The organism is Sandarakinorhabdus sp., from assembly GCF_987265915.1.
The window spans coordinates 1,271,097-1,294,078 of sequence record NZ_OZ503948.1 but is presented as its reverse complement, the minus strand read 5'-3'; the positions used below and the strand labels follow the sequence as shown (position 1 = coordinate 1,294,078).

Below are 22,982 nucleotides of genomic sequence, written 5' to 3'. Positions count from 1 at the left end.
CCCCGTTTGGGGAGCATTACTGGCCCAGCGCATCCACCGCGGCAAGCACGACCTCAACCGGCGGGCGCTTCCGATAATCATCTTCCATCAGGCGGGCACGGATCACACCCTTGCGATCGATTACATAGATTGCTGGGCGCGGCACGCCGTAGGCACGGCTGCCCGCCGCATAGGCCGGATCGCGCAACTGCCAGCCATCGATGACCGTGGATTGCGGATCGGACAGCAGCGGCCAGGCCACCTTGCGCTCGGCGGCGAACTTGGCCAGCACGGCCGTCTCGTCATACGACAGGCCAACCAGCGTATAGCCGCGATTGGCCAACGGGGCGGCGGCGCCATCGTTCATCGCGATCATCTGCGCCTTGCAATAGGGGCACCAGGCGACCGAACGGAAGAACATCAGCACCGTGCCCTTGCGGCCCGCCACCTGCTTCAGCGTGCGTTGCTTGCCGCTGATATCGGTGCCCATCACCGCTGGGGCCTTTTCCCCCACCGCTGGAATGGCGGCCGCCGGGGCAGCGATCAGGATGAGGGCGGAGAGCAGGATGTGGCGCATGATCCAACATTCGCGCCCCGGCGGCATCCGGTTACACGGCCCGCCTCATTCCTCATCCAGCAGCGGCAACATGGCCTGTTCGGCGGGTGCCACCAGGCCCAGATGCTTCCACGCCGGCCCGGTGAGCATGCGGCCACGCGCGGTGCGGGCGACCAGGCCCTGCTGGATCAGGAACGGCTCGATCACATCTTCCAGCGTGTCGCGCGGTTCACTGAGACCGGCGGCCAGCGTTTCGATCCCCACGGGCCCGCCGCGATAGATATCGGCGATCATCATCAGATAGCGGCGATCCATGGCATCAAGGCCCAGCCGGTCCACCTCCAGCCGGCTGAGGGACTGATCGGCCAGCCGCTGATCCACCGCCCTGTCGCCAGCAAAATCACGCACCCGGCGCAGCAGCCGCCCGGCGATGCGCGGCGTGCCGCGGGCGCGCGCCGCAATCTCGCGCGCGCCATCGGGGTCAAGCGGCAGATCGAGCAGCCGCGCCGCGCGGGTGACCACCTGTTCCAGTTCATCAACACTGTAGAAATTCAGCCGCAGCGGAATGCCGAAGCGGTCGCGCAAGGGGGTGGTGAGCAGCCCGGCGCGGGTGGTGGCGCCCACCAGCGTGAAGGCCGGCAGATCGATGCGCACGCTGCGCGCCGACGGGCCTTCGCCGATCATGATATCGAGCACCCGATCTTCCATCGCCGGGTAGAGGATTTCCTCCACGGCGGGCGACAGGCGGTGGATTTCATCGATGAACAGCACATCATGCGGTTCGAGATTGGTGAGGATCGCCGCCAGATCGCCGGCCTTGGCGATGACAGGCCCGGAGGTGGCGCGAAAGCCGACGCCCAGTTCGCGCGCGACGATCTGCGCCAGCGTCGTCTTGCCCAGCCCCGGCGGCCCGTGCAGCAACACATGGTCCATCGCCTCGCCGCGGCTCCGGGCAGCGTTGATGAACACGGAAAGGTTCGACCGCAGCGCCGCCTGGCCGATGAATTCATCCAGCCCCTTGGGCCGCAGCGCGGCATCGATATCGTCAGGACGACGTTGCGGGGAGAGATCGGCGGTCATGCGCTTGCGACCTTATTCCCACCCCCAGCCCCTCCCGCAAGCGGGAGGGGAGCCGTTCGGTTCATGCACAATCGGTTCCCCTCCCGCTTGCGGGAGGGGCTGGGGGTGGGGAAGGCCAAACTTGTTGTCACCGCACACTCTTCTTCAACGCCATCCGCACCACATCATTCAGCGCCGAAGCCTCGCCCAACTCCGCCAGCGCGTCGCTCACCGCGCGGCTGGCGTCCATCGGCCGGAAACCCAGCGCCGCCAGCGCCGCCATGGCGTCTTCCAGCAACCGGTTGCCGGCCTGCACCGCAATCGGCGCGCCAGCCGCCAGCGCCACGCCGCCAAGCTTGCCCTTCAGCTCATTGGCAATGCGCGCCGCCAGTTTCGGCCCGACGCCGTTGGCCCGCGCCAGCGATGCCGCATCGCCGGCGGCCACGGCATGCGCCACCTGATCTGGGGTGAGCACCGACAGGATGTTCAGCGCGACGCGGCCGCCAACGCCCTGCACGGTGATCAGCGCCCGGAACCCCGCCAGCTCGGTTTCGCTGATGCAGCCGAACAATGTGATCGCATCTTCGCGCACCTGGGTTTCGATGTGCATCACCACGCCCTGCCCCACGGCCAGGCCCGACAGCGTGCGTGATGACGCCTGCACCAGATAGCCGACGCCGTTCACATCCAGCACCAGCGCATCGGCGGAAACCGAGTCCACCAGGCCTTTCAGGCGGGCGATCATGTCAGGCCCTTTCGCGCGCTGGCGCCCAGATGGGCGTGCGCAATCGCCACCGCCAGCGCGTCCGCCGCATCGCTGCCCACCACCGTCACGCCGGGCAGCAGCCGCTGCACCATGGCATGCACCTGCGCCTTTTCGGCACTGCCCACGCCAACGATGGCCTTCTTCACCAGCCGCGTTGCATATTCGGTGACCGGGAGGCCGGCCTTGGCCGCGCTGAGCATCACCACGCCGCGCGCCTGGCCGAGTTTCAGGGTGGATTGCGGATTGGCATTCACGAACACCTCCTCAACGGCGGCCGCGTTACAGCCATGGCCTTCGATCACTTGGCAAAGCGCATCGTAGAGGCTGGCCAACCGTTCTGCCAAGGGGGCGCTGGCCGCCGTGCGCACGGTGCCGTGGGCAATGTGGCTTATGCGATTGCCGTCGGCCCGGATCACCCCCCACCCCGTCGCCGCCAATCCGGGGTCAAGGCCAAGGATGAGGGTCAACGCCCCTCCCCTGAAGGGAAGGGGCGATTAGTTTGCCCCATTGCCCAGCGTCACAAACGTTTCGCTGCGCAGCTTCCAGCCCGTCGGCGTGGGCACCCACACCGCCAGATATTCACCGCTGACCCGGCCGGAAGTGCTGCCGCCCGACCAGTGGCCGCGTTCCATGGCGCGCAGTGCCGGCGCGGCCACGCTCACCACATCGGGTGTGCGCACAAAGCCCAGGAACCCCGGCGTCTTGAAGGCCCGCGCGAAATAATCCGCCATGGCATCGGCGCCGATTATCTTTTCGCCGCCGGAACCGGCCAGGCCGATATAATCATCGCCCAGCGCGGCGCGCACGCCGGCCACATCGCGCGCCGCGATGGCGGCGTTATAGGCGCTGCGCGCCGCCTTGATGTCCGCAACAGCATCGGCCGCAGCGGGGGTGGCCATCGCCATGATCATGATTGCGCACCCCGGCCTCACAGCTTCGCCAGCACGTCTTCGGGCACATCATAATTGCCCCAAACGGTCTGAACATCGTCATCGTCTTCCAGCGCATCGATCATCTTAAGCAACTGGCCGGCGTCGGCCTCGCCCACGCTGACCATCAGGCCCGGCTTCCACGCCAGCTTGATGGATTCGGCTTCGCCCAGCGAAGCTTCGATGGCTTTGGCGGTTTCGTGAAGGCCATCGATGGCGGTCCAGATCTCGTGGCCGTCTTCGGTGGATTGCACATCGTCGGCGCCAGATTCCAATGCGGCTTCGAACACGCGGTCGGTGCTGCCGGCCTTGGCGGGATAGGAAATCAGCCCGAGCCGTTCAAAGCCGTGGCTGACGCTGCCCGATGCCCCCAGATTGCCGCCATTCTTGGCGAAGATGGTGCGGACATTGGTGGCGGTGCGGTTGCGATTGTCGGTGAGCGTTTCGACAATCAACGACACGCCGCCGGGGCCGAAGCCTTCATAGCGCACATCTTCGTAATTGGCCGTATCGCCGCCCTGGCTCTTGTCGATGGCGCGCTGGATATTGTCCTTGGGCATGCCTTCGCTGCGGGCGGCCAGCACGGCGGCGCGCAAGCGCGGGTTGGCGTTGGGATCGGGCATGCCCATCTTGGCCGCCACGGTGATTTCGCGGGAAAGCTTGGAAAACAGCGCGCTGCGCTTTTTGTCCTGCGCACCCTTGCGGTGCATGATGTTCTTGAATTTGCTGTGACCGGCCATTGTTCGTCTGCTTGCATGATGGATGGCCGCGGGCTTAGCAACGCCGCCGCCACACCGCAATCAATAGCGCGCAGCGCTCAGGCCAAGGCTCAGGCCAGATTGGCCAGCGCCTGCTTCAGCATCACGCCGCACAGATGCCCCCGATATTCGGCGCTGGCGTGGATATCGCTGTTGAGATCATCGGCCGCCAGCGCCGGCACATCGCTGCCGGCTGCCAGCGCGGCCTCGGCGGCGTGCCAGCGGAACACGCCAGGCCCGGCACCGGTGACGGCCACGCGCCATCCGTGGGCAAAGCGCGCCACATAAACGCCGACCATGGCATAGCGCGACACCGGATGGCGGAATTTGCCATAGGCCGATGCCTGCGGAATGGCGAAACCGACACGGGTGATGATCTCGCCATCCGCCAGCGCCGTGCTGAACATGCCCTGGAAGAAATCGTCAGCCGTGTGGGCACCGCGATCGGTTTCAATGACCGCGTCCAGCGCCAGCGCCGCAGCCGGATAATCGGCGGCCGGATCATTGTTGGCCAGGCTGCCGCCAATGGTGCCGATATTGCGCACCTGCATATCGCCGATCCCATCGGCCAGTGCCGCCAGGCCGGGAATCGCGGTCGCGCCCGTGGCCACATCGGCGTGACGGGTCATCGCGCCGATCCACTGGCGATCGCCGTCCTGCGCAATGCCGCTGAGGCCCAGCGCCGACAAGTCGATCAGCGCATCGGGCATGCGCAGCCGCGATTTCATCGCCGGGATCAGCGTGTGGCCGCCGGCCAGATAGGCGGCCTCCCCGCCGGCGGCAAAGGCGGCGGCGGCATCGGCCACGCTGGCCGGGCGATGCAGGGCGAAATCACGCATGCTGGTTCTCCATCCCGGCCGCGCCGGCAACCACAGCCTTGATGATGTTGATATAGCCCGTGCAGCGGCACAGATTGCCTTCCAGTTCGTGCGCCACCAGCTCGGGCGTCAGGCTGGTGCCGTGCTTGCGCACGATTTCCAGCCCGGCCATCACCATGCCCGGTGTGCAGAACCCGCATTGCAGTCCGTGCGCTTCGCGGAACGCCTGCTGCATCGGGTGCAGCTGTTCGCCGTTCGCAAGCCCTTCGATTGTCGTCACCGCCGACCCTTGCGCCTGAGCGGCCAACAGGGTGCAGGACTTCACCGCCTTGCCGTCCACCAGCACGTTGCAGGCGCCGCACTGGCTGGTATCGCAGCCGATGTGCGTGCCGGTCAGGCCCAGCGTGTCGCGCAGAACTTCCACCAGCAATGTGGCGGCTGGCGCCTCCACATCATGGTTCTGGCCGTTGATGGTCAACATCATCTGCATTGCTGTCCCCTTTGCCGGCTGACCCTAACCGCTCCATGCGACGTCGGCAATCAACCCTGCCGTGCTGCCATCATCGCCGCCATGCCAGCGGCCTGTTCGGCCACGGCTTGCGCGCCCAGGCTGCTGGCCTTGGCGCGTTCCCACCAGGCGGCCAGGCCCGGCCGTGCCGCCACCAGCGCCTTGCTCGGCATCGGGCCATCCAGCGCATCCAGGAAGAAAAACAACGGGATCAGCGCTGCATCCGCCTGGGAAAAACCGTTCCCCCAGGCAAATTCATCGCCGCTGCGGCGATAATGTTCGATGAAGCCCAGCGCTTCGCCCATGGCCTGCAACGCAGCCGGCACGCCTTCCGGCTGCTCGCGACCGCGGAACAGGCCGCCCAGTGCCGGCACCATGTACACGTCCGCCAGCCGGACGATCAGCCGCACCATCGCGGCACCGGTTGCATCATCGGGCAACAGCCTCGGCCCCGGCAGCGCCGCGTCCAGATATTCGGCGATCACCTGGCTTTCCGGCAACGCCAGATCGCCATCGATCAGCAACGGCATCTTGCCCGTCGGGCAAAGCGCCAGATATTCCGAACTCTTGATGCCGCCCTCGAACGAGTCGAGTTCAACTTCGGCGCCCTTCGCCCGGCTCACCAGCAGCGGCCGCATCACGAACGGCGACAATTTCCCCCCGTACAGCTTCATCGTCATTCCCCCGTTCACAGGCCGAGCGCGGCCTTGTAGGTTTCCAGCAGCGCTTCGGCTTCCTGCCGGGCAGCGGTTTCCATCTTGCGCAGGCGCACCAGTGATTTCATCGTCTTGATATCAAACCCGGTGGCCTTGGCTTCGGCATAGACATCCTTGATGTCGTCAGCGATGCCCTTCTTCTCTTCCTCCAGCGTCTCGATGCGCTCGATATACTGGCGCAGCTGCGTGGCGGAGACATTCTCTTCGGTCATGGCAATCCCTGTCTGAAATCGGTGCGTCGGGGTTACCGAACCGCCTCGTTCTTCGCCAGCGATTCGGCCATCAGGTCCAATTGTGCCTGGGTCGCCGGCTGCTGATGCAGCGCTTTCCATTGTGCCTGGGTCATGCCGTAAACATGGGTGCGCGCGTTATCCTTCGACAGCGCAAGCCCTTGCTTTTCCGCCTCTTCGTGCAGCCAGTCGCCCAGGCAGTTGCGACAAAAACCGGTGTGGCCCATCAGATCGATGTTCTGCACGTCGCTGCGCTGCGCCAGATGCAGCATCAAGCGGCGGAAGGCGGCGGCTTCCAGCCGGTCGCGGGTGGCGGCATCCGCAAATGGCGTCGCGGTTATTGTCATCTTTGCCCAATCTTTCATCGCATTGCGCGCCAACCATGGCTAACGTCCCGGCAGCAACCAGAAGGCGCGACGTGCACGGAGTCTTTCAGCCAAGAGGCCGCCAGGTCAAGGTGCTTGCCACCTTGGGGCCGGCATCGAACAATGCAGCGATGATCGCGCGCCTGCATGCCGCGGGCGCCGATGCCTTCCGCGTCAACATGAGCCACGGCAGCCACGCCAGCCAGGGCGCCCTGATTGCCGCCGTGCGCAGCGTCGAGCAGACCAGCGGCCGGCCGATCACCATATTGGCGGACTTGCAGGGGCCAAAGCTGCGGGTTGGCCGGGTGGCGGGTGGCCGGGCCGAGCTGGTGAAGGGCCAGGCCTATCGCCTCGATATGGACGACACGCCCGGCGACGGCTCGCGCGTTCACCTGCCCCACAAGGAAATCTATGCCGCGCTGGCCCCCGGTGATCGGCTGCTGGTGGATGATGGCAAGATCGCGCTGCGTGCCACGGCCGTGTCGGCCGACGCCATCGACACGATCGTCGAATCGCCGGGAATCATCAAGGACAACAAGGGCGTCAACGTGCCCGATGTGGTGGTGCCGCTGCCGGCGTTGACGGCGAAGGATCGCGCCGATCTGGATTTTGCCCTGGATGTCGGGGTGGACTGGATCGCGCTGTCCTTCGTGCAGCGGCCCGAGGATGTGGCCGAAGCCCGTCGCCTCATCGGCGGCCGGGCGGCGCTGCTGGCGAAGATCGAAAAGCCGGCGGCGCTCGATCGGCTGGAGGAAATCCTCGAAATTGCCGATGCCGTGATGGTGGCCCGCGGCGATCTGGGGGTCGAACTGCCGCCACAGAATGTGCCGCCGGCGCAGAAGCGCATCGTGGCCCTGGCGCGCAGTTTCGGCAAACCGGTGGTGGTGGCCACGCAAATGCTGGAATCGATGATCAGCGCCCCCACGCCGACCAGGGCCGAAGTGTCGGACGTGGCCACGGCCATTTACGACGGCGCCGATGCGATCATGCTGTCCGCCGAAAGCGCCGCCGGGGATTTTCCCGAAGCCGCCGTCGCGATGATGGATGCGATTGCGCGCCAGGTGGAGGCCGATCCGGGCTATGACGGGCGGGTGCATTTCACCGCCGTCAGTGCAGGCCGCTCGACCGCGGCGGCGATCACGGCGGCCGCCGCCGATATCAGCCGGACGATCGGGGCGCGGGCGATCGCCTGTTTCACCATTTCGGGTTCGACCGCTGGCCGGGCGGCCCGCGAACGGCCATCGGTGCCGGTGCTGTGCCTGACGCCGAGCCAGACCACGGCGCGGCGCATGGGGCTGGTATGGGGCGTGCATGCCATTGTCACCCGCGATGTGGACAGTTTCGAAGCCATGGTGGCCAAATCCAAGCGCATGGCGCTGCGATCAGGCCTGGCCAAGAGCGGCGATCCGCTGGTGCTGATTGCCGGCGTGCCATTTTCGACGCCGGGAACCACGAATGTGGTGCACGTGGTGCGCTTGATCGGCGACGAGCTGAAACGTTACTGAGGTTGCTCAGCCAAGCAGGCCCAACCGCTCGAGTTCCGCCACCAGCCGGTCGTGATCTGAGAAATGATGCCCGACAAAGCCGTTGGCCGCCGCCGCATCGACATTTTCAGCCCGATCATCAACGAAAAGTGCCGCGCCCGGCGCCAGGCCGAACCGTGCCAGCGCCAGGGCATAAATGGCTGGATCGGGTTTGGTCAGCCGCACCGCGCCTGAAACGATGATGTCGGTGAAAAGGTCGAACACCGGCGCCGTGGCGCGAAACGACGGCCAGAACTCGTCGGAAAAATTGGTGATCGCGAACAATGGCACACCGCGCGCGGCCAGCCGCTCCACCAGCGCCAGCATGCCCGGTATCGGCCCGGTGACGGTTTCGTTGAAGCGTGGCCCGAAGGCGCGAATCAGATTAGCCTCGGCCGGAAAGCGTGCAGCCAATTCGGCCGAGGTTTCGGCAAAGGGCCGGCCGGCATCATGCTGGAAATGCCATTGCTGCGTGACCACCGTGCTGCAGAACCAATCGAGCCGCGCCGGATCGTCGATCAATTTGGCATAGAGGGCCTTGATGTCCCAATCGAACAGGACATTGCCGATATCGAACACCACAGATTTCAGGGCCACAGATTTCATCGCCATGGCTGCATCACCCGCAAACGACAACACCCCCGCCGCAAGGCAGGGGTGCATCAAACCACCGATGCGCTGCCACAGGGCAGCGCCAGACTTCAGCCCTGGCGGGCCTTGAAGCGACGGTTGGTCTTGTTGATCACATAGGTGCGGCCATGGCGGCGGACCACCTGACAATCACGGTGACGAGCCTTCAGGCTCTTGAGGCTGTTGCGGATCTTCATGGGAAATTCCGGTGCTGAATCGGGTCTTTGAAATGGAAGCGTGGCGTTATGGGAGGGCCGGTGCTTTGTCAACCGCGGTTGCACTGTCGGCTGGGCCATGCGACCACGATCCCATGAGGATGTTGCTCTCAATGGCGCTGCCGATGGCCCTGCTGGCCGGCTGCGCGTCCGGCCCGGCCGGGGTGGAAATCACGCGCTTCCACCTGTCGCAGCCGCTGGCAGGGGCGAGCATCAGCGTGCAGCCCGCCGATCCCGCAGCGGCCGACAGCCTGGTGTTCCGGACCGAGGCCGATGCAGTGTTGGCTGAACTGCTCCGCGCCGGGTTCCGGCCCGCCACGCCGCCGCAGCCGGCGATGCTCAACGCCGTCATCAAGCTGGAGCGCAGCAGCAGCGAGCAGCCGCGTAAATCGGGGCTTTCCATTGGCTTCGGCGGCGGATTCGGTGGCCGTCGCGGCGGGCTTTCCACCGGCATTCAGGTGCCGGTGACCCCGACCACCCAGATCGTGACCAATGCCGTGCTCACCCTGCAAATCCGCCGCGCCGGTGATGCCAGCATGGTGTGGGAAGGCCGCGCCGTCACCGCCGGTTCGCCGGCGGATGCTGCCGTCGGCCGGCTGGCACGCGCCTTGCTGTCCGGCTTTCCGGGCCCAAGTGGCCAAACCATGGTGGTAAGACCCAAGCCATGATTCGCATCGATTCGAAGTTCGATTCCGGCAATATCATTGTCGAGCGCAGCGCCGGCCCGCAGGATGTCGTGCTGCGCATCGGCAAGGATGCGCACAGCGATTTCTACCAATGGTTTCATTTCCGCCTGTCCGGCGCGCGCGGGCAGCCCTGCACCATTCGCATCATCGATCTGAATGGCAGTGCCTACCCCGGCGGCTGGCCCGGATATCGCGCCTGTGTTTCGGAAGACCGGCAGGTATGGCGGCGGGCGGAGACCAGCTTTGATGCCAAGGCCGACAACGGCACGCTGACCATCCGCGTCACGCCCGGCGGCGATCAACTGTGGCTGGCCTATTTCGCGCCTTACTCGCTGGAACGGCACCATGATCTGATCGCCCGCATTGCCGCCCGGCCGGGTGTCGCGTTGGACGTGCTGGGCCACAGCCTGGATGGCCGGGCCATCGATCGACTGGTGATCGGCGCAGGCCCACGCATGGTCTGGCTCTATGCCCGCCAGCATCCCGGCGAATCGATGGCCGAATGGTGGATGGAAGGCGCGCTGGAACGGCTGACCGATCCGGCCGACCCGGTGGCGCGCAAGTTGCGGGCCTTGGTGACCTTCCACATCGTGCCCAACATGAATCCCGACGGATCGATTCGCGGCCATCTGCGCACCAACGCCGCCGGCGTGAACCTCAACCGCGAATGGGCCAATCCGTCAGCCGAACGATCGCCGGAAGTGCTTTGCACGCTGGCTGCCATGGACAAGACCGGCTGTGACATCGCCATGGACGTGCATGGCGACGAAGCCATCCCGCAGGTGTTCATCGCCGGCTTTGATGGCATCCCGTCGATCACTGCGAAACAACTCGCGCTGCTGGACAGTTACAAGGCGCGGCTGGTGCGGCTCTCGCCGGACTTCCAGACCGCGAAAGGCTATCCGCGCGCTAGGCCCGGCACCGCCAATCTGGCGATGAGCACAAACCAGCTCGCCGAGCGTTTCGGCTGCCTGGCCATGACGTTGGAAATGCCGTTCAAGGACAATGACGACCTGCCCTGCGCCGAATTTGGCTGGTCGCCGGAACGCAGCAAACACCTGGGCCGCGATTGTCTGGCGGCGATCCTGGAAACGCTGCCCGACCTTGGCTGATTGCCCCACCTTCACTGAATGATGGGGTGACGGGCAGCGCCCTCACCCATATCGTGCGGCGCAAAGCAAAGGATGCGCGCCATGAGCTACAGCCACATCAATTTCGAAACCGAAAACGCCATCGCCACGCTGACCATCAACCGGCCGCAAGTGATGAACGCCCTGCATGTCGGCGTGATCGAGGAGATGATCGACGCGGTTGATCGCGTACGCGACGAAGGCACGGCACGGGTGCTGGTGCTGACCGGCGCAGGCCGCGCCTTTTGCTCCGGCGCCGATCTGGCTGGCGGTGGTGCGGGTGGCGGGCCGAAGCGCTCTGGCCCGCCGGATGCCGGGTCGGTGCTCGAATCGCATTTCAATCCGCTGCTGGAACGGCTGTTCGCGCTGCCGGTGCCGTTCATCACGGCGGTGAACGGCCCGGCGGCCGGCGCTGGGTGCTCCTATGCGCTGGCCGGCGATATCGTGATTGCGGCGCGCTCCGCCTATTTTCTGCAGGCCTTCGTCAACATCGGCCTGGTGCCCGATGTCGGCTCCACCTGGCTGCTGCCGCGGCTGGCCGGGCGGGCGCGGGCACAGGCGATGATGATGCTGGGTGAACGCATTTCGGCCGAAACCGCGCTGGATTGGGGCATGGTCTACAAGGTGGTCGATGATGCCGATCTGGCCGCCGCCACACAGGCCGTGGCGGCCAAGCTCGCCGCCGGCCCGACCAAATCCTATGCGCTGATCCGGCAGGGCATCCGCGAGTGCCTCGACACCTCGCTCAGCGAAGGCCTTATGGTCGAACGCCGCCACCAGCTGCTCGCCGGGCGCAGCGCCGATTTCATCGAAGGCGTGAGCGCGTTCCTGCAAAAGCGTCCGGCGCAGTTCACGGGAAAATAGGTCACAACAACCAGAGCGACTGCAATTCCCGCACCAGCCCGGCCGGCAGCGCCTCGATGCCGTCGCTGGTGCCGTCCACAAAATCCGGCGGCGCGTCCTCGGCGGCCAGATAGCGCCAGCCCTGATGCGCGCGCAGCGGGCGCGGCTGCACCGCCACCGGGCCGGGCACCAGCTCGATGGCGCATTTTTCGCCCCACGGCGTCGTGGCCATGGCAATCGACAATATTGTCTGCCGCGCCACCAGCCGGTGTGCGATGATCCAAAAGATCGAACCGCCGATCAGTTCCTCGGCGCGTTTCGGCATGAAGCGCGTGTGCGCCCCGGCACGGCCGTCGCCCCACCACTGCGCCTGCCGGGCCGCCAATGTCTCGATGTCCGGGCAGCCCACTGCCACTTTGGTAAGATGCAACATCAGCCCAGATACTGGACGCCGACCAGCGTCGCCAAACCCAGAAACGCGAAGAAGCCCATTGAATCGGTGATCATCGTCACGAACACCGAAGAGGCCACTGCCGGGTCGGCCTCCAGCCGGTCGAGCGTCAGCGGCACCATCACCCCGGCCAGCCCGGCGATCAATATATTGAACTGCATGGCCACCGCGATCACCAGCCCCAGCGTCGCATTGCCGAACACCAGGGTCACGCCGATCGCCATCAGCACCGCCAGCGTCAGCCCGTTGAGCAGCGCCACCCTGATCTCACGCCAAACCGTGCGGCGCGTATTGCTGGTCGTCAGCTGATTGGTGGCCAGCGCGCGCACGGTGACGGCCATGGTCTGGTTGCCGGCATTGCCGCCGACACTGGCCACGATCGGCGACAGCGCCGCCAGCGCCACCAGCGCCTGGATGCTGTTGGAAAACGCTCCGATGATGCTGGCCGACACCAGCCCCGTCACCAGATTGGCGACCAGCCAGCGCGACCTGGTGCGATAGGTGGTGAACACCGGTTCGTTGATGTCGCCATCGCCGGCGCCGGACAGTTTCAGCACATCCTCGCCGGCTTCGGCCTGGATGATGTGCACCACGTCATCGACGGTGATCACGCCGACCAGCTTGCCGGCATCATCCACCACCGCCGCGGAAATCAGCGCATATTTCTGGAACAGCAGCGCGACTTCTTCCTGGTCCATGGCGACCGGGATCAACGTCTGCTCGCGCTTCATCACATCACCCACCGAAATATCGGGCGGCGCAGTGAGCAGCCAGCTCAGCCGCATGGTGCCGGTGGGGCGCCGGCCCGCATCAGTGACGAAAATCTCCCAGAAATCCGTCGCCGGATCGATGGTGGTGCGCACCGCTTCGATCACCTCGCCGACGCTCATGGTTTCGGGCACCGCGACCAGATCGCGCTGCATCAGGCGGCCGGCGGATTCCTCCGGGTAATTCAGCGCGGCTTCGATGTCGGCGCGGTCTTCGGGGGCCAGCGCGCGCAGCACTTCGCGCTGTTCGTCGGCTTCCAGATCGCCGATGATCGCCACGGCATCGTCGGTGTCGAGCTGGGTGACGACGTCGGCGACTTCGCCGGGCGAGAGCGCGCCGAGCACATCATCGCGGACATAGTCATCAAGCTCGGCAACGACATCGGCATTGAGCAGTTCGCCGAGCGCAACCGCCAGGTCCCCGCGCCGATCATTGGCAATGGCAGCAAACAGATCGGCGACGTCGGCGGGGTGCAATGGCGACACCAACGCCCGCACATCATCCACATCACCGCTGTCCACCGCTGCCGTCACATCGGCGACGAAGGCACGGCTCAACTGCCCTTCCTGCAGGGCATCGGGCGCGTCGTCGTCGCGATAATCCAGGCGGGCATCATCGGTCACGCAGGCGTTATACGCGCAACCGCCGCCAGCGCCAGCCGGCGCGCGCTGGCCCGGCAAAAGCGCCGCAGCCACCTTTGCAGGCCCGCGACGGATCGTTACATCCCAGCCATGTTCGGCACCAGCGCATCCTCCACCTGGCCACTGTATGGCGCGGCCGGGATCGCGTTTGCGGCGATCCTGTTCGCCTGGCCGGAACCGCTGGCAGGCGGCTGGGAATGGGCCAGCCTCTCGGCAGCAGTGTTCGGCATATTGGGCAGCATGAAATTCTGGCCCGCGGCGCAAGCGGAGCAACAAGCGAACGGCAAGTCGGGTTTTGGTGGTCTGATCCTGGCGATCCTGGCCGGCGTGCTGGTGGCGGTCACCATGATCCACCTCGGCAATGCGGCGCTGTCACCGGGGCCGGTGCGCGAGGCCGTGCTGAATGTGACCGACAAATATGTCACGCGCGGCAGGCGTGGGCGCAAGAATTACCAGGTGGTCACGTCGCCAGTGCTGGGGCCAGTGCCGGGGGAACGTGACGCCGTGACCGTGCATGGCGTCGGCGGGCTGGCCAGCACCTCGGGCAGCTATGATGATTATACGATCGGCGGTTGCATGGCGCTGAAATGGCGGCCGGGCTGGCTGTGGCCGGTGGTGGTCAGCCGCGCCGCCAGCCCCTGCCCGCCGCAGCAAGCCCCGGCCAGCGCATCCGATCTGCCGATCGCGCGCCCCGGCCCGGCGTGGCCGGGCATTCAGGCGCGACTGGCCCGCGATATCACGGCGTTGCCGCTGCTGCCGCAGGGCATACGTCTCGAACTCCACGTCACCGCCGACAGCGTCGGCCGCATCACCGCCATCGCGCCGCTGCCCGGCAGTGCCGCCCTGTCACCCATCGCCACCGAGATCCTCGAACGCGCCATCATGCAGCAGCCCGGCGCGCTGACCCAGGCCGGCGAATATCGCATGTGGCTGCTGCTGCGTCCGGCTGGCGGCCAGGCCGGCACTGACATATGATCGCCTGAGAGGGGGGCGCTTATGCAGGTCTGGTTGCCGATCATCATCTATGGCACCACGGTTTCACTGGGGCTGGTGCTCGGCTGGTATTTTCTCAGCAGCAAGCGCCCACCCAAGGCCGTGCAGGCCATCCATTTTCTCACCGGCTTTGGCGGGCTGGAGGTGGTGATGCTGGCCAGCAAGCTGAACCGCGGGGCCAATCCGCTGGGCGATGACATCAAGATCGCGCTGGTGCTGCTCGGCCTCGCCGTGGTCTCCGGCCTGTTCGCCGGCATCATGGCCAAGCCGCGCCCCGACATCATCGGCCCGGCGCTGCTGGCCCACGCCACCATCGGCGGCACGGCCTTCCTGTTGCTCGCCAACTGGGCGATGAACGCTTGAGGTCGAACAGGGCAGATCGCGCGCGCGACCTGCCCCGTTTCAACAGCTCCTGACGGATCAGAAGCTGAACGCCGCGCTCAGGTAATAATAGGCGCCGTTGAACCCGAACTGGTTGGAATTGCGCGAATAAGGCACCTGGCCGTTCGAATAGGAGGCCGCTTCACCCACAAAACCGTCCCGACGGTTGTTGTATTTGTCGGGATAGGTGTTGAAGATATTGTTGGCACCCAGCGTGATGTTCAAATTGTCGAGCAGTTTCACGCTGGCGCTCAGATCGAAGATCGCCTTGGCGGCAAAGGTCTGCACGCAGCGGGCGGCGGCGTCACATGCCACGTTCGGATCCTGCGCGGACAGGCCGGTGCTGAACGCCTTGACCGAACCGAAATAGGTGCCGCGCGCATTCACGGTGACATTCTTGTAACCGACCGTGACGCTGCCCAGCACCTTCGTCTGCGGGATGGCGACTTCGATCAGCTCAATCGACGTCTGGTCGAGCAGTTGCAGGCTCTGGCCGCGCGCGGTGGCGCCGACCAGGATTGGGGCCGGGGTCGGGCGCTGGCGGCGAACCTTGGTGGGATTGTGCGAGGCCGCCACACTGGCATCAAGGCGCCAATCCTCACCCAGCCGCGTGCGATAAGTGGCGACGAAATCAATCCCCTTGGTGCGCGTGTCGATCTGATTGGTGAAGAAGGAGATTTCATTGTTGCTGGGGAACAGCGCGCGGATGGCTGGGAAATCGGCGGTTCGCAGGCCCTGGCTGATGGTGATGCGATCCTTGATGTCGATCAGATACACATCCAGCGTGGTGGTGATCTGTCCGCCCAGCACGTCATCGAAATCACCCGTCAGGCCGGCGCTGAAGCCGTTGGAAATTTCGGCGCGCGGCTGCTCCACGCCCAATGTAACCAGGCGGGGATCATCGCTGGAAACCTGCTGCGTCTGCACGACGACATTGTTCTGCGCCGTGGAGGTGAGCACCCGGTTGCCAATCTGCGCCAGGGACGGGGCCCGGAAACCCCGGTTGTACGAGCCGCGGACCGCGAAACTGTCGGTGATCTTGTAGCGCGCGGCGAGCTTGCCCGACACGTTGCCACCGAAATCGCTGTAGTTTTCATAGCGCAGCGCCGCTGCCACCAGGAAGGCGTCGCTGATATCGAGTTCCACATCGACGAAGCCGGCATAGTTTTCGCGGGCAATGTCGATTTCGTCGCGATCGGCAATGCCGGGGCGGGCGCTGGAACCGATGAACTTGCCCGATGCCGCCAGCGGGCCGGTGGCATAAGAGGCCACATCGCCGCGCATCACGCGGAAATCATCGCGCCGCGCCTGCAACCCGAAGGCGATGTTCACACCCTTCATGCCGCCAATGCCATCAAAGCTTTTGCTGCCGTTGAATTCGGCGATGTACTGGCCGAAATTGGTGCGGCCGACATAGAAGCTGGTGGGTGATGCCGTGCCCAGCGACGGATTGAGCGTGTTGAAGATCGATTGATCAAGCTCGTTGTGGCCATAACCCACTGAAAAATCAAGCTTCAGTCCGCCACCGGTTTCGTGATTGAGGCCGACAACGCCCGAATAATCCTTCGACGTGCCGGGGATCACCGGAACATAGCCATCAGGGAAAATGCTAAGGGTGGAATTGGCGAAGTTCGCGGCCGAACGGAAAAAACCGAAGGCCGTGATATCCTTCTGCGAATAGCCGCCAAAAGCATAGAGATTGGTGGTTTCGCTGATCGGCAGCTGGCTGTTGAAGAACGCCTGATAAGTGATGTTCTTGTTGGCGCCGAAATTGCCGACCACGAACGGCGTGGTCGGATACACGCCGCGATCAACGCGCGGATTGGCGGTGGTGTAGGGGAAATTGACCGTCGGGCCTGTGGTGCCATAGTTGGCCGGCGTAGCCGGATACAGCGCGCCGTCGAACGTATCGGACCGGTTGGTGCCGGCAAAATTGAAATACTCCAACGTGTAGTTGAAGAACCCGCCCTCACCGCCCAGGCGGAAGCCATGGTTGAACGCGGCACGATAGGTTTCGCCGTCGCCTTCGCGGAAGATCCCGGCCGTCACATCGGCCGTGCCGCCTTCGGCGCCATCGTTGAGCACGAGGTTGACGATCCCGGCGATCGCATCCGAACCATATTGCGCGGCAGCACCGTCACGCAACACTTCGATACGCTTGATGGCGGCCGAGGGAATCGCGTTCAGATCGCTGACCACGGTACCGCGACCCGGCGCGACGTTGAGGTTCAGCGCCGAAAACTGGTGCCGGCGCTTGCCGTTGATCAGAAGCAGCACCTGATCGGGGCCAAGGCCGCGCAGCGACGCCGGATCGGCATAGTTGGTGGCGCCATTGACGCCATATTTGGCCGAGTTGAACGACGGCGAGGTGAACTGCAACTGCTGGCCCAGATCGGTCTGGCCGGTGGCGCGCAGTTCCGGGGCACCGACCACATCGACCGGCACCGGCCGATCGACATCAGTGCGCGCCCGCCCGCGGGAGCCGACCACCAGGATTTCGGCAGCCGGTTCGGCTTCTTCACTTGCTGCAGGTGCAGCAGCTGGTGCCGGATTTGCAGTCTGCGCGACGGCCGGCGTCAAGGCGGTGGTCCCGGCCAGCAGCATGGCAAGGTAAAGTTTCGATGTTGTCACGGTGTTCCCCCCGAAAGCCTGATTTATGCAGAATTCGATTTTTTGGTCGGGTTTCCTCGTCTTTCGGAGCGGTAATTGCAAGGGCTCTATTGTCTCACCCGCGATTCAATTGATCGCGACGATCTCCACCTCTTGGCCAGCCAGCGTCACCATATCGCCCAGCCCCTTGCCGATCAGCGCGCGCGCCAGCGGCGCGACATAGGAGACGCTGGCGGACTCCGGGCCCGCCGTCGGATCAGCTTCGTCATCGCCGACGATGGCAAAGCTGTGCACGCGACCGTCGGGGCGTTCCAGACTGACACGGTTGCCGAACACCACGGTTTCCCCGGCAGGCTGCACCGCGATCAGCTGCGCCGAAGCCCGGCGCGCCGACCAATAGCGCAGGTCGCGGGTGGCACGGGCCATGGCGGTGCGATCGGCGCTGATCGCATCGCCAGCCTGCGCCGCAGCATAGGCGGCGCGCGCCGCGCTCAATTCGGCATCGATGTGCGCCAAGCCGCGCGGCGTCACCAGATTGGCATGCGCCGGGATCGGCCGGTCGGGCAGGTCGGCAGCGACGGCTTCGGCGTCGGATTCCTTGGTGAAGGCTACACTCATTGCGGATTCCTGCCCGCGCCCGATCCGGGCAACAACAGGCTGCCATCGCCGTAGGAATAGAAACGATAGCCGCTGGCGATGGCATGGGCATAGGCGCGGCGCATCACGTCCAGCCCCATCATGGCGCTGACCAGCATGAACAGGGTCGACTTCGGCAGGTGGAAATTGGTGATCAGGCCGTCCACCGCGCGCCAGCGATAGCCTGGATGGATGAAGATGGCGGTGTCGCCCGTAAACGCCTGGATCACGCCATCGTCGCCGGCCGCGGATTCAAGCAGGCGCAAGCTGGTGGTGCCGACCGGGATGATCCGGCCACCAGCGGCCCGCGCCGCGTTCAGGCGCTGTGCGGTTTCCGCATCGATGCTGCCCCATTCGGCGTGCATCTGGTGATCGGCAACGCGATCCGCCTTCACCGGCAGGAAGGTACCGGCGCCGACATGCAGCGTCACGGTTTCGCGGCCGATGCCGGCAGCAGCCAGCGCGTCCCACAGGCGCGGCGTGAAGTGCAGGCCGGCGGTGGGCGCCGCCACCGCGCCATCCTTGGCGGCGTGCAGCGTCTGGTAATCGGCCAGATCGGCAGCATCGATGCCGCGCCGCCGGGCGATATAGGGCGGCAGCGGCATCTGGCCGACGGCGTGCAGCGCGGTTTCCAGCGCTGCGCCGTCGGTATCGAATTGCCAGAGCACGCCGTCACCGCTTTTTTCGAGCACGGTGCCGGACAGGGCGACACTGCCCTGGCCGAAATCGATGACATCGCCGGCCCGCAGCCGGCGGGCGTTCTTGACGAAGCTCCACCAGCGGTTGGCGGCTTCGCGCTTGTGCAGGGTGACGCCGATGGCGGCCTCCCCCTTCGTGGCAAACAGTTGCGCCGGGATGACGCGGGTGTCGTTGACCACCAGCACATCGCCGGCCCGCAACAGCCGCGGCAGATCGAGAAAACCGAAATCGCCGAGTGCGCCAACATCGCGCCCGGTCACACTGAGCAGCCGCGCCGAATCGCGTGGGCTGACGGGGCGCAGCGCAATGGATTCAGGCGGCAGATCGAATTCGAAATCGGAAACCAACAGATCAGTCATCATTGGGGGAACAGCCCTTTGATGGAGGAAGGGGGAAGGAAATCAGCGCGGCGGGGTCGGCCCTGAAACCACGGGCGGCTTGCTTGATGTGGGCGGCGGCAGATTCAGCGCTCCGGCCGGAATCGCGCTGGCGGCCGGCTTCAGCGCGGCAAAGTCCGGCGGCGGCACCTTGTCGGCGGCGATGCTGGCCTTGAGGATGCGGGTCGGGCTGTCCGGCGGTTCGCCCTTTTCGATGCCGTCCACCCACTTCATGCCTTCGACCACCCGGCCCCACACCGTGTAGTTGCGATCCAGCTTCAGCGTCGGCATCAGCACGATGTAGAACTGGCTGTTGGCGCTGTCCTCACCCTGCGCGCGTGCCATGGCGACGGCACCGCGCACATGCGGCAGATCGTTGAATTCAGCCTTCAGATCCTCAAGCTTCGATCCACCGGTGCCGGTGCCGGTCGGATCACCGCCCTGCGCCATGAAGCCGTCGATGACGCGGTGGAAGACCGTGCCATCATAAAAACCCTGGCGCACCAGCGTGCGGATGCGATCAATATGCTTGGGCGCCACATCCGGGCGCATGATGATCTTCACACGGCCGCCCGAGGCCAGATCGAGCAACAGGACATTCTCCTCGCTGACCTGTGCGATCATGCCCTGCAGGTTGGACGGCGCTGCCATCTGCGGCAGCTTGGGCGGTGCCTTCAGATCCTTGGGATCGACGCGCGGCGCCTGCTGCGCCAGCGCAGACGTGGCAGTCAGCAACGCCACGGCAAACAGTATCGAAAATCGCATCACTGGCCCTTCATCCCGGTCTGCTGCACGCGGGCCACCACATCGGCGGCCACGGCGTGCGGCACGAATTTGCGGATGTCGCCACCATAGACCGCGATTTCCTTGACCAGACGTGAAGCGATCGGCTGCAATGCCACATCGGCCATCAGAAAAACCTGCTCGATATCGTCATTCAAGGCGCGATTCATGCCGGTCATCTGGAATTCATATTCGAAATCGCCGGCACCGCGCAGGCCGCGCACGATCACCGTGGCCCCCAGGCGCTCGGCAAACGACATCAGCAGCTCATCGAAATCGGCCACTTCGACATTGGGAATATCCGCCGTCTCGCGGATGATCTGCGCCTTGCGTTCGGCCAGGGTGAACATCGGCGATTTCGACGGGTTGGTGGCCACCCCGATCACCAACCGATCCACCAGCCGCGCGCCGCGCCGGATGATGTCCATATGGCCCAGGGTGATGGGATCGAACGTGCCGGGATAAACACCGATGCGCGTCATGATTGCGGCTCCTTACCGGTCACGTTCGACCGCGAAGCGCGCAATGGCCCGCAGCAAGTCCGCCTCCGGGCCAAAGCCCGACAATTGGCCGATGGCCTGATCGATCAGCGCGCTGGCCTGATCACGGGCGCGCTCCAGCCCGAGCAGCGACACGAAAGTCGCCTTGCCGGCCGCCGCATCCTTCTGCACCGCCTTGCCGGTTTTCGCCGACGTGCCTTCGACATCGAGCAGATCATCGGCAATCTGGAAGGCGAGGCCCAGATCGCGGGCATAGCCGCGCAAGGATTTCTTCTCGGCGTCGGTGGCGCGGCCCATGATGGCGCCGGCCTCCAGGCACCAGACGATCAGCGCGCCGGTTTTCAACTGTTGCAGCCGGGTGATGCCGGCCAGATCATAGATGACATCGCCGGCCACCAGATCCATCATCTGGCCGCCGGCCATGCCTTCCGGGCCGGATTGGATCGCCAATTGCGTGATCAGTTCCAGCCGCGCCTGCGGATCATCATGGGTGGCGGGATCGGCGAGGATTTCAAAGGCCAGATCGTGCAGGCAATCGCCGGCCAGAACGGCGGTCGCTTCGTCGAAGGCGATATGCACGGTCGGCTTGCCGCGGCGCAGATCATCATCGTCCATGCAGGGCAGATCGTCGTGGATCAGGCTGTAGCAATGGATGCATTCGATCGCCAGCGCGACCCGCAAACTGCGTTCGCGCGGCACCTGGAACAGATCGCAGGCCGCCACCACCAGCAACGGCCGCATGCGCTTGCCGCCGCCGATCACCGCGTGGCGCATCGCTTCATACAGGCGGGCGCGGCTGTCGTCGGGCACCGCCAGCAGGCGATCGAAGCGCTGATCAATGGCCTTGCCGATGGCATCGAGCGCCGGTTTCAGCATCAACGGAGCGGGGACCATCGCGGCGGCGCCTTTACTGGGCATCAAACGGGCGGGTGCCGGCGGCTTCACCGGCGGCGCTTTGCTGGATCTGCTCGATGCGCATGCGGGCATCGGCCAGCCGCGCCTCGCACAGGCCTTTCAGGCCCTGGCCTTCTTCATACAGGCTGATCGAGGCATCGAGGCTGAGTTCGCCGGACTCCAGCTGGCGCACGATATCCTCCAGCCGCTTCAATGCGGCCTCGAAGGTCGGCGGGGGTGCGGCAATGCTGTCCATCGTGGCCGTAATTGAACGGGCGCGCGTCCGGGGTCAAGCCAGTCTGCAACGGCCCTTCCTCGCACCAATGGCGGCTGGCGTTTGGCCGGGGGTGGCGCGATGATGGCGGCAGAACGGGAGAACAGCCATGACCACCACGACCACCGCCGCCGTATTGCGCCAACGCGGCGGACCCTACAGCCTCGAAACCCTGGAACTCGCCGATCCGGGGCCGGGGCAAGTGCTGGTGCGGCTGGCGGCGTGCGGCATTTGCTTCACCGACGTCGGCGTGCAACGGTACGAGCAAGGCACACCGTTGCCGCAGGTGCTGGGCCACGAAGGCGCCGGCACGGTGCTGGCGGTGGGCGACGGTGTGACCAACGTGGCGCCCGGCGACCGCGTGGTGCTGAGCTATGCCAGCTGCGGCGCGTGCAACAATTGCAGCCACGATCACCCGCAGTACTGCAGCAATTTCATGATGTTGAACTATGCCGGCGTACTTTCGGACGGCCGGGCGCCGTTCACGCTGGCGGGCGCGCCGGTCTATGGCGGCTTCTTCGGCCAATCCAGCTTTGCCACCCACGCCATCGCCTATGCGCGCAACACGGTGAAGGTGACGGCAGACGTGCCCTTCGCGCTGCTGGCGCCGTTCGGCTGCGGGCTGCAAACCGGTGCCGGTACCGCCTACAACACGCTGGATGTGCAGGCGCAGCAGTCGTTTGCGGTGCTCGGCGCGGGCTCGGTCGGCCTGGCGGCGCTGCTGGCGGCGGTGGATCGTGGTTGCCACACTATCATCGCGGTGGATCGGGTGGCGGCGCGACTTGATCTGGCGCGGCAGCTGGGCGCGACGCACACGATCTTGGCGGATGGCCAGGATCTGGCGGCCGCGCTGCGCGCCATCTGCGCCACCGGCGTCGATCGCATTGTCGATACCACCGGCGTCTCGGCGGTGGTGCGCGGCGGGCTGGAGGCGCTGGCCAGCCGCGGCGAGCTGGCGATGCTGGCGGTGACCGCGCCCGGCACCGAAATCACGTTTAATCCCAATACGTTGCTGGGCGGTCGGGCCATCCGGGGCGCGGTGGAGGGCGATGCCGATCCCCAGGCCTTCATTCCCTGGCTGATCGGCCGCCACATCGCCGGCCGCTTCAATCACGCGCCGCTGATCCGCGAATATCCGCTGATCGCCATCAACGAGGCCGTGGCAGACATGGCGGCGGGCCGCGTGGTGAAACCGGTGCTGATCCTGGATTGAAGCGACATTCTGGCAGGCAAAACGCCAATAGCCTGTGGTATACATGGTTAA

Annotated in this window: 29 protein-coding genes; 7 read left to right on the top strand and 22 right to left on the bottom strand. The window is 65.4% G+C overall.

The window, feature by feature from the left end; translation table 11 throughout:
* Positions 1–16 precede the first annotated feature (16 nt).
* The 11 genes from AC6UUM_RS06345 to AC6UUM_RS06295 all read right to left on the bottom strand — a co-directional run bounded on the left by AC6UUM_RS06345 (position 17) and on the right by AC6UUM_RS06295 (position 6,666).
* A complete protein-coding gene (locus AC6UUM_RS06345; protein WP_500804489.1) occupies positions 17–556 on the bottom strand; it encodes a peroxiredoxin family protein in 540 nt (179 codons plus the stop codon).
* Between the two features lie 45 nt (positions 557–601).
* Positions 602–1,615, bottom strand: a complete 1,014-nt coding sequence (gene ruvB / locus AC6UUM_RS06340; protein ID WP_500804488.1) for a Holliday junction branch migration DNA helicase RuvB — start codon at positions 1,613–1,615, stop codon at positions 602–604.
* 127 nt (positions 1,616–1,742) lie between these two features.
* Positions 1,743–2,339 carry a Holliday junction branch migration protein RuvA gene (gene ruvA, locus AC6UUM_RS06335; protein WP_500804487.1) on the bottom strand — a complete coding sequence of 199 codons (597 nt, stop codon included), beginning with the start codon at positions 2,337–2,339 and terminating at the stop codon, positions 1,743–1,745.
* Positions 2,336–2,827: a crossover junction endodeoxyribonuclease RuvC gene (gene ruvC / locus AC6UUM_RS06330; RefSeq protein WP_500804486.1), complete on the bottom strand. Its 492-nt coding sequence runs from the start codon at positions 2,825–2,827 to the stop codon at positions 2,336–2,338. Before ruvC ends, ruvA begins: the two co-directional genes overlap by 4 nt.
* 27 nt (positions 2,828–2,854) lie before the next feature.
* On the bottom strand, positions 2,855–3,271 hold the full coding sequence (locus AC6UUM_RS06325; protein ID WP_500804485.1) for a DUF4440 domain-containing protein: 417 nt from the start codon (positions 3,269–3,271) through the stop codon (positions 2,855–2,857).
* Between the two features lie 17 nt (positions 3,272–3,288).
* Positions 3,289–4,029 (bottom strand): YebC/PmpR family DNA-binding transcriptional regulator, encoded by a 741-nt coding sequence (locus AC6UUM_RS06320; RefSeq protein ID WP_500804484.1) that lies wholly within the window; start codon positions 4,027–4,029, stop codon positions 3,289–3,291.
* 89 nt (positions 4,030–4,118) lie between these two features.
* On the bottom strand, positions 4,119–4,886 hold the full coding sequence (locus tag AC6UUM_RS06315; protein WP_500804483.1) for an FAD binding domain-containing protein: 768 nt from the start codon (positions 4,884–4,886) through the stop codon (positions 4,119–4,121).
* Positions 4,879–5,355, bottom strand: coding sequence for a (2Fe-2S)-binding protein (locus tag AC6UUM_RS06310; RefSeq protein ID WP_500804482.1), 477 nt, complete (start codon positions 5,353–5,355; stop codon positions 4,879–4,881). Before AC6UUM_RS06310 ends, AC6UUM_RS06315 begins: the two co-directional genes overlap by 8 nt.
* A 50-nt stretch (positions 5,356–5,405) precedes the next feature.
* Positions 5,406–6,047, bottom strand: coding sequence for a glutathione S-transferase family protein (locus AC6UUM_RS06305; protein ID WP_500804481.1), 642 nt, complete (start codon positions 6,045–6,047; stop codon positions 5,406–5,408).
* 14 nt (positions 6,048–6,061) lie between these two features.
* Positions 6,062–6,301 (bottom strand): DUF2312 domain-containing protein, encoded by a 240-nt coding sequence (locus AC6UUM_RS06300; protein ID WP_500804480.1) that lies wholly within the window; start codon positions 6,299–6,301, stop codon positions 6,062–6,064.
* 32 nt (positions 6,302–6,333) lie between these two features.
* Entirely contained in the window at positions 6,334–6,666 is a 333-nt protein-coding gene (locus AC6UUM_RS06295) for a DUF1244 domain-containing protein (protein ID WP_500804479.1), read from the bottom strand.
* A gap of 35 nt (positions 6,667–6,701) precedes the next feature.
* Here AC6UUM_RS06295 and pyk point away from each other — a divergent pair, with 35 nt between their 5' ends.
* Positions 6,702–8,189: a pyruvate kinase gene (pyk, locus tag AC6UUM_RS06290; protein WP_500804478.1), complete on the top strand. Its 1,488-nt coding sequence runs from the start codon at positions 6,702–6,704 to the stop codon at positions 8,187–8,189.
* 6 nt (positions 8,190–8,195) lie between these two features.
* Here pyk and AC6UUM_RS06285 read toward each other — a convergent pair whose 3' ends face one another.
* A complete protein-coding gene (locus AC6UUM_RS06285) occupies positions 8,196–8,819 on the bottom strand; it encodes an HAD family hydrolase (protein ID WP_500804477.1) in 624 nt (207 codons plus the stop codon).
* 89 nt (positions 8,820–8,908) lie between these two features.
* Positions 8,909–9,034, bottom strand: a complete 126-nt coding sequence (gene ykgO / locus AC6UUM_RS06280; RefSeq protein WP_164157367.1) for a type B 50S ribosomal protein L36 — start codon at positions 9,032–9,034, stop codon at positions 8,909–8,911.
* Positions 9,035–9,147: 113 nt separating this feature from the next.
* On the opposite strand from ykgO, the gene AC6UUM_RS06275 reads away from it, so the two are divergent.
* The 3 genes from AC6UUM_RS06275 (at position 9,148) to AC6UUM_RS06265 (ending at position 11,732) form a co-directional block, all read left to right on the top strand.
* A complete protein-coding gene (locus AC6UUM_RS06275; RefSeq protein WP_500804476.1) occupies positions 9,148–9,720 on the top strand; it encodes a DUF4136 domain-containing protein in 573 nt (190 codons plus the stop codon).
* Entirely contained in the window at positions 9,717–10,850 is a 1,134-nt protein-coding gene (locus AC6UUM_RS06270) for a M14 family metallopeptidase (protein ID WP_500804475.1), read from the top strand. The genes AC6UUM_RS06275 and AC6UUM_RS06270 overlap by 4 nt, the downstream gene beginning before the upstream one ends.
* Before the next feature lie 81 nt (positions 10,851–10,931).
* Positions 10,932–11,732, top strand: coding sequence for an enoyl-CoA hydratase-related protein (locus AC6UUM_RS06265; RefSeq protein ID WP_500804474.1), 801 nt, complete (start codon positions 10,932–10,934; stop codon positions 11,730–11,732).
* 1 nt (position 11,733) lies between these two features.
* Here the strand turns inward: AC6UUM_RS06265 and AC6UUM_RS06260 are convergent, their stop codons facing one another.
* A complete protein-coding gene (locus tag AC6UUM_RS06260) occupies positions 11,734–12,144 on the bottom strand; it encodes a DUF1489 family protein (protein WP_500804473.1) in 411 nt (136 codons plus the stop codon).
* On the bottom strand, positions 12,144–13,553 hold the full coding sequence (gene mgtE, locus AC6UUM_RS06255; protein WP_500804472.1) for a magnesium transporter: 1,410 nt from the start codon (positions 13,551–13,553) through the stop codon (positions 12,144–12,146). Before mgtE ends, AC6UUM_RS06260 begins: the two co-directional genes overlap by 1 nt.
* 108 nt (positions 13,554–13,661) lie before the next feature.
* Here mgtE and AC6UUM_RS06250 point away from each other — a divergent pair, with 108 nt between their 5' ends.
* Both AC6UUM_RS06250 and AC6UUM_RS06245 read left to right on the top strand, forming a co-directional pair.
* Positions 13,662–14,546: a hypothetical protein gene (locus tag AC6UUM_RS06250; RefSeq protein WP_500804471.1), complete on the top strand. Its 885-nt coding sequence runs from the start codon at positions 13,662–13,664 to the stop codon at positions 14,544–14,546.
* A 21-nt stretch (positions 14,547–14,567) separates the two neighbouring features.
* Positions 14,568–14,927: a hypothetical protein gene (locus AC6UUM_RS06245; RefSeq protein WP_500804470.1), complete on the top strand. Its 360-nt coding sequence runs from the start codon at positions 14,568–14,570 to the stop codon at positions 14,925–14,927.
* 57 nt (positions 14,928–14,984) lie between these two features.
* Here the strand turns inward: AC6UUM_RS06245 and AC6UUM_RS06240 are convergent, their stop codons facing one another.
* The 7 genes from AC6UUM_RS06240 to AC6UUM_RS06210 all read right to left on the bottom strand — a co-directional run bounded on the left by AC6UUM_RS06240 (position 14,985) and on the right by AC6UUM_RS06210 (position 21,700).
* Complete coding sequence (locus AC6UUM_RS06240) at positions 14,985–17,576, bottom strand: TonB-dependent receptor plug domain-containing protein (protein ID WP_500804469.1); 2,592 nt, start codon at positions 17,574–17,576, stop codon at positions 14,985–14,987.
* Positions 17,577–17,681: 105 nt separating this feature from the next.
* On the bottom strand, positions 17,682–18,173 hold the full coding sequence (gene greA / locus AC6UUM_RS06235) for a transcription elongation factor GreA (protein ID WP_500804468.1): 492 nt from the start codon (positions 18,171–18,173) through the stop codon (positions 17,682–17,684).
* Positions 18,170–19,252, bottom strand: a complete 1,083-nt coding sequence (queA, locus tag AC6UUM_RS06230) for a tRNA preQ1(34) S-adenosylmethionine ribosyltransferase-isomerase QueA (protein ID WP_500804467.1) — start codon at positions 19,250–19,252, stop codon at positions 18,170–18,172. The genes greA and queA overlap by 4 nt, the downstream gene beginning before the upstream one ends.
* Before the next feature lie 39 nt (positions 19,253–19,291).
* Positions 19,292–20,032, bottom strand: coding sequence for a peptidylprolyl isomerase (locus tag AC6UUM_RS06225; protein WP_500804466.1), 741 nt, complete (start codon positions 20,030–20,032; stop codon positions 19,292–19,294).
* On the bottom strand, positions 20,032–20,532 hold the full coding sequence (gene coaD / locus AC6UUM_RS06220; RefSeq protein WP_500804465.1) for a pantetheine-phosphate adenylyltransferase: 501 nt from the start codon (positions 20,530–20,532) through the stop codon (positions 20,032–20,034). Before coaD ends, AC6UUM_RS06225 begins: the two co-directional genes overlap by 1 nt.
* Positions 20,533–20,544: 12 nt before the next feature.
* Positions 20,545–21,444 carry a polyprenyl synthetase family protein gene (locus AC6UUM_RS06215; RefSeq protein WP_500804464.1) on the bottom strand — a complete coding sequence of 300 codons (900 nt, stop codon included), beginning with the start codon at positions 21,442–21,444 and terminating at the stop codon, positions 20,545–20,547.
* Between the two features lie 13 nt (positions 21,445–21,457).
* Positions 21,458–21,700 carry an exodeoxyribonuclease VII small subunit gene (locus AC6UUM_RS06210; RefSeq protein WP_500804463.1) on the bottom strand — a complete coding sequence of 81 codons (243 nt, stop codon included), beginning with the start codon at positions 21,698–21,700 and terminating at the stop codon, positions 21,458–21,460.
* A 127-nt stretch (positions 21,701–21,827) separates the two neighbouring features.
* On the opposite strand from AC6UUM_RS06210, the gene AC6UUM_RS06205 reads away from it, so the two are divergent.
* The gene (locus AC6UUM_RS06205) at positions 21,828–22,931 is read left to right on the top strand and encodes an NAD(P)-dependent alcohol dehydrogenase (RefSeq protein ID WP_500804462.1); all 1,104 of its coding nucleotides are present in this window, start codon (positions 21,828–21,830) and stop codon (positions 22,929–22,931) included.
* Positions 22,932–22,982 lie beyond the last annotated feature (51 nt).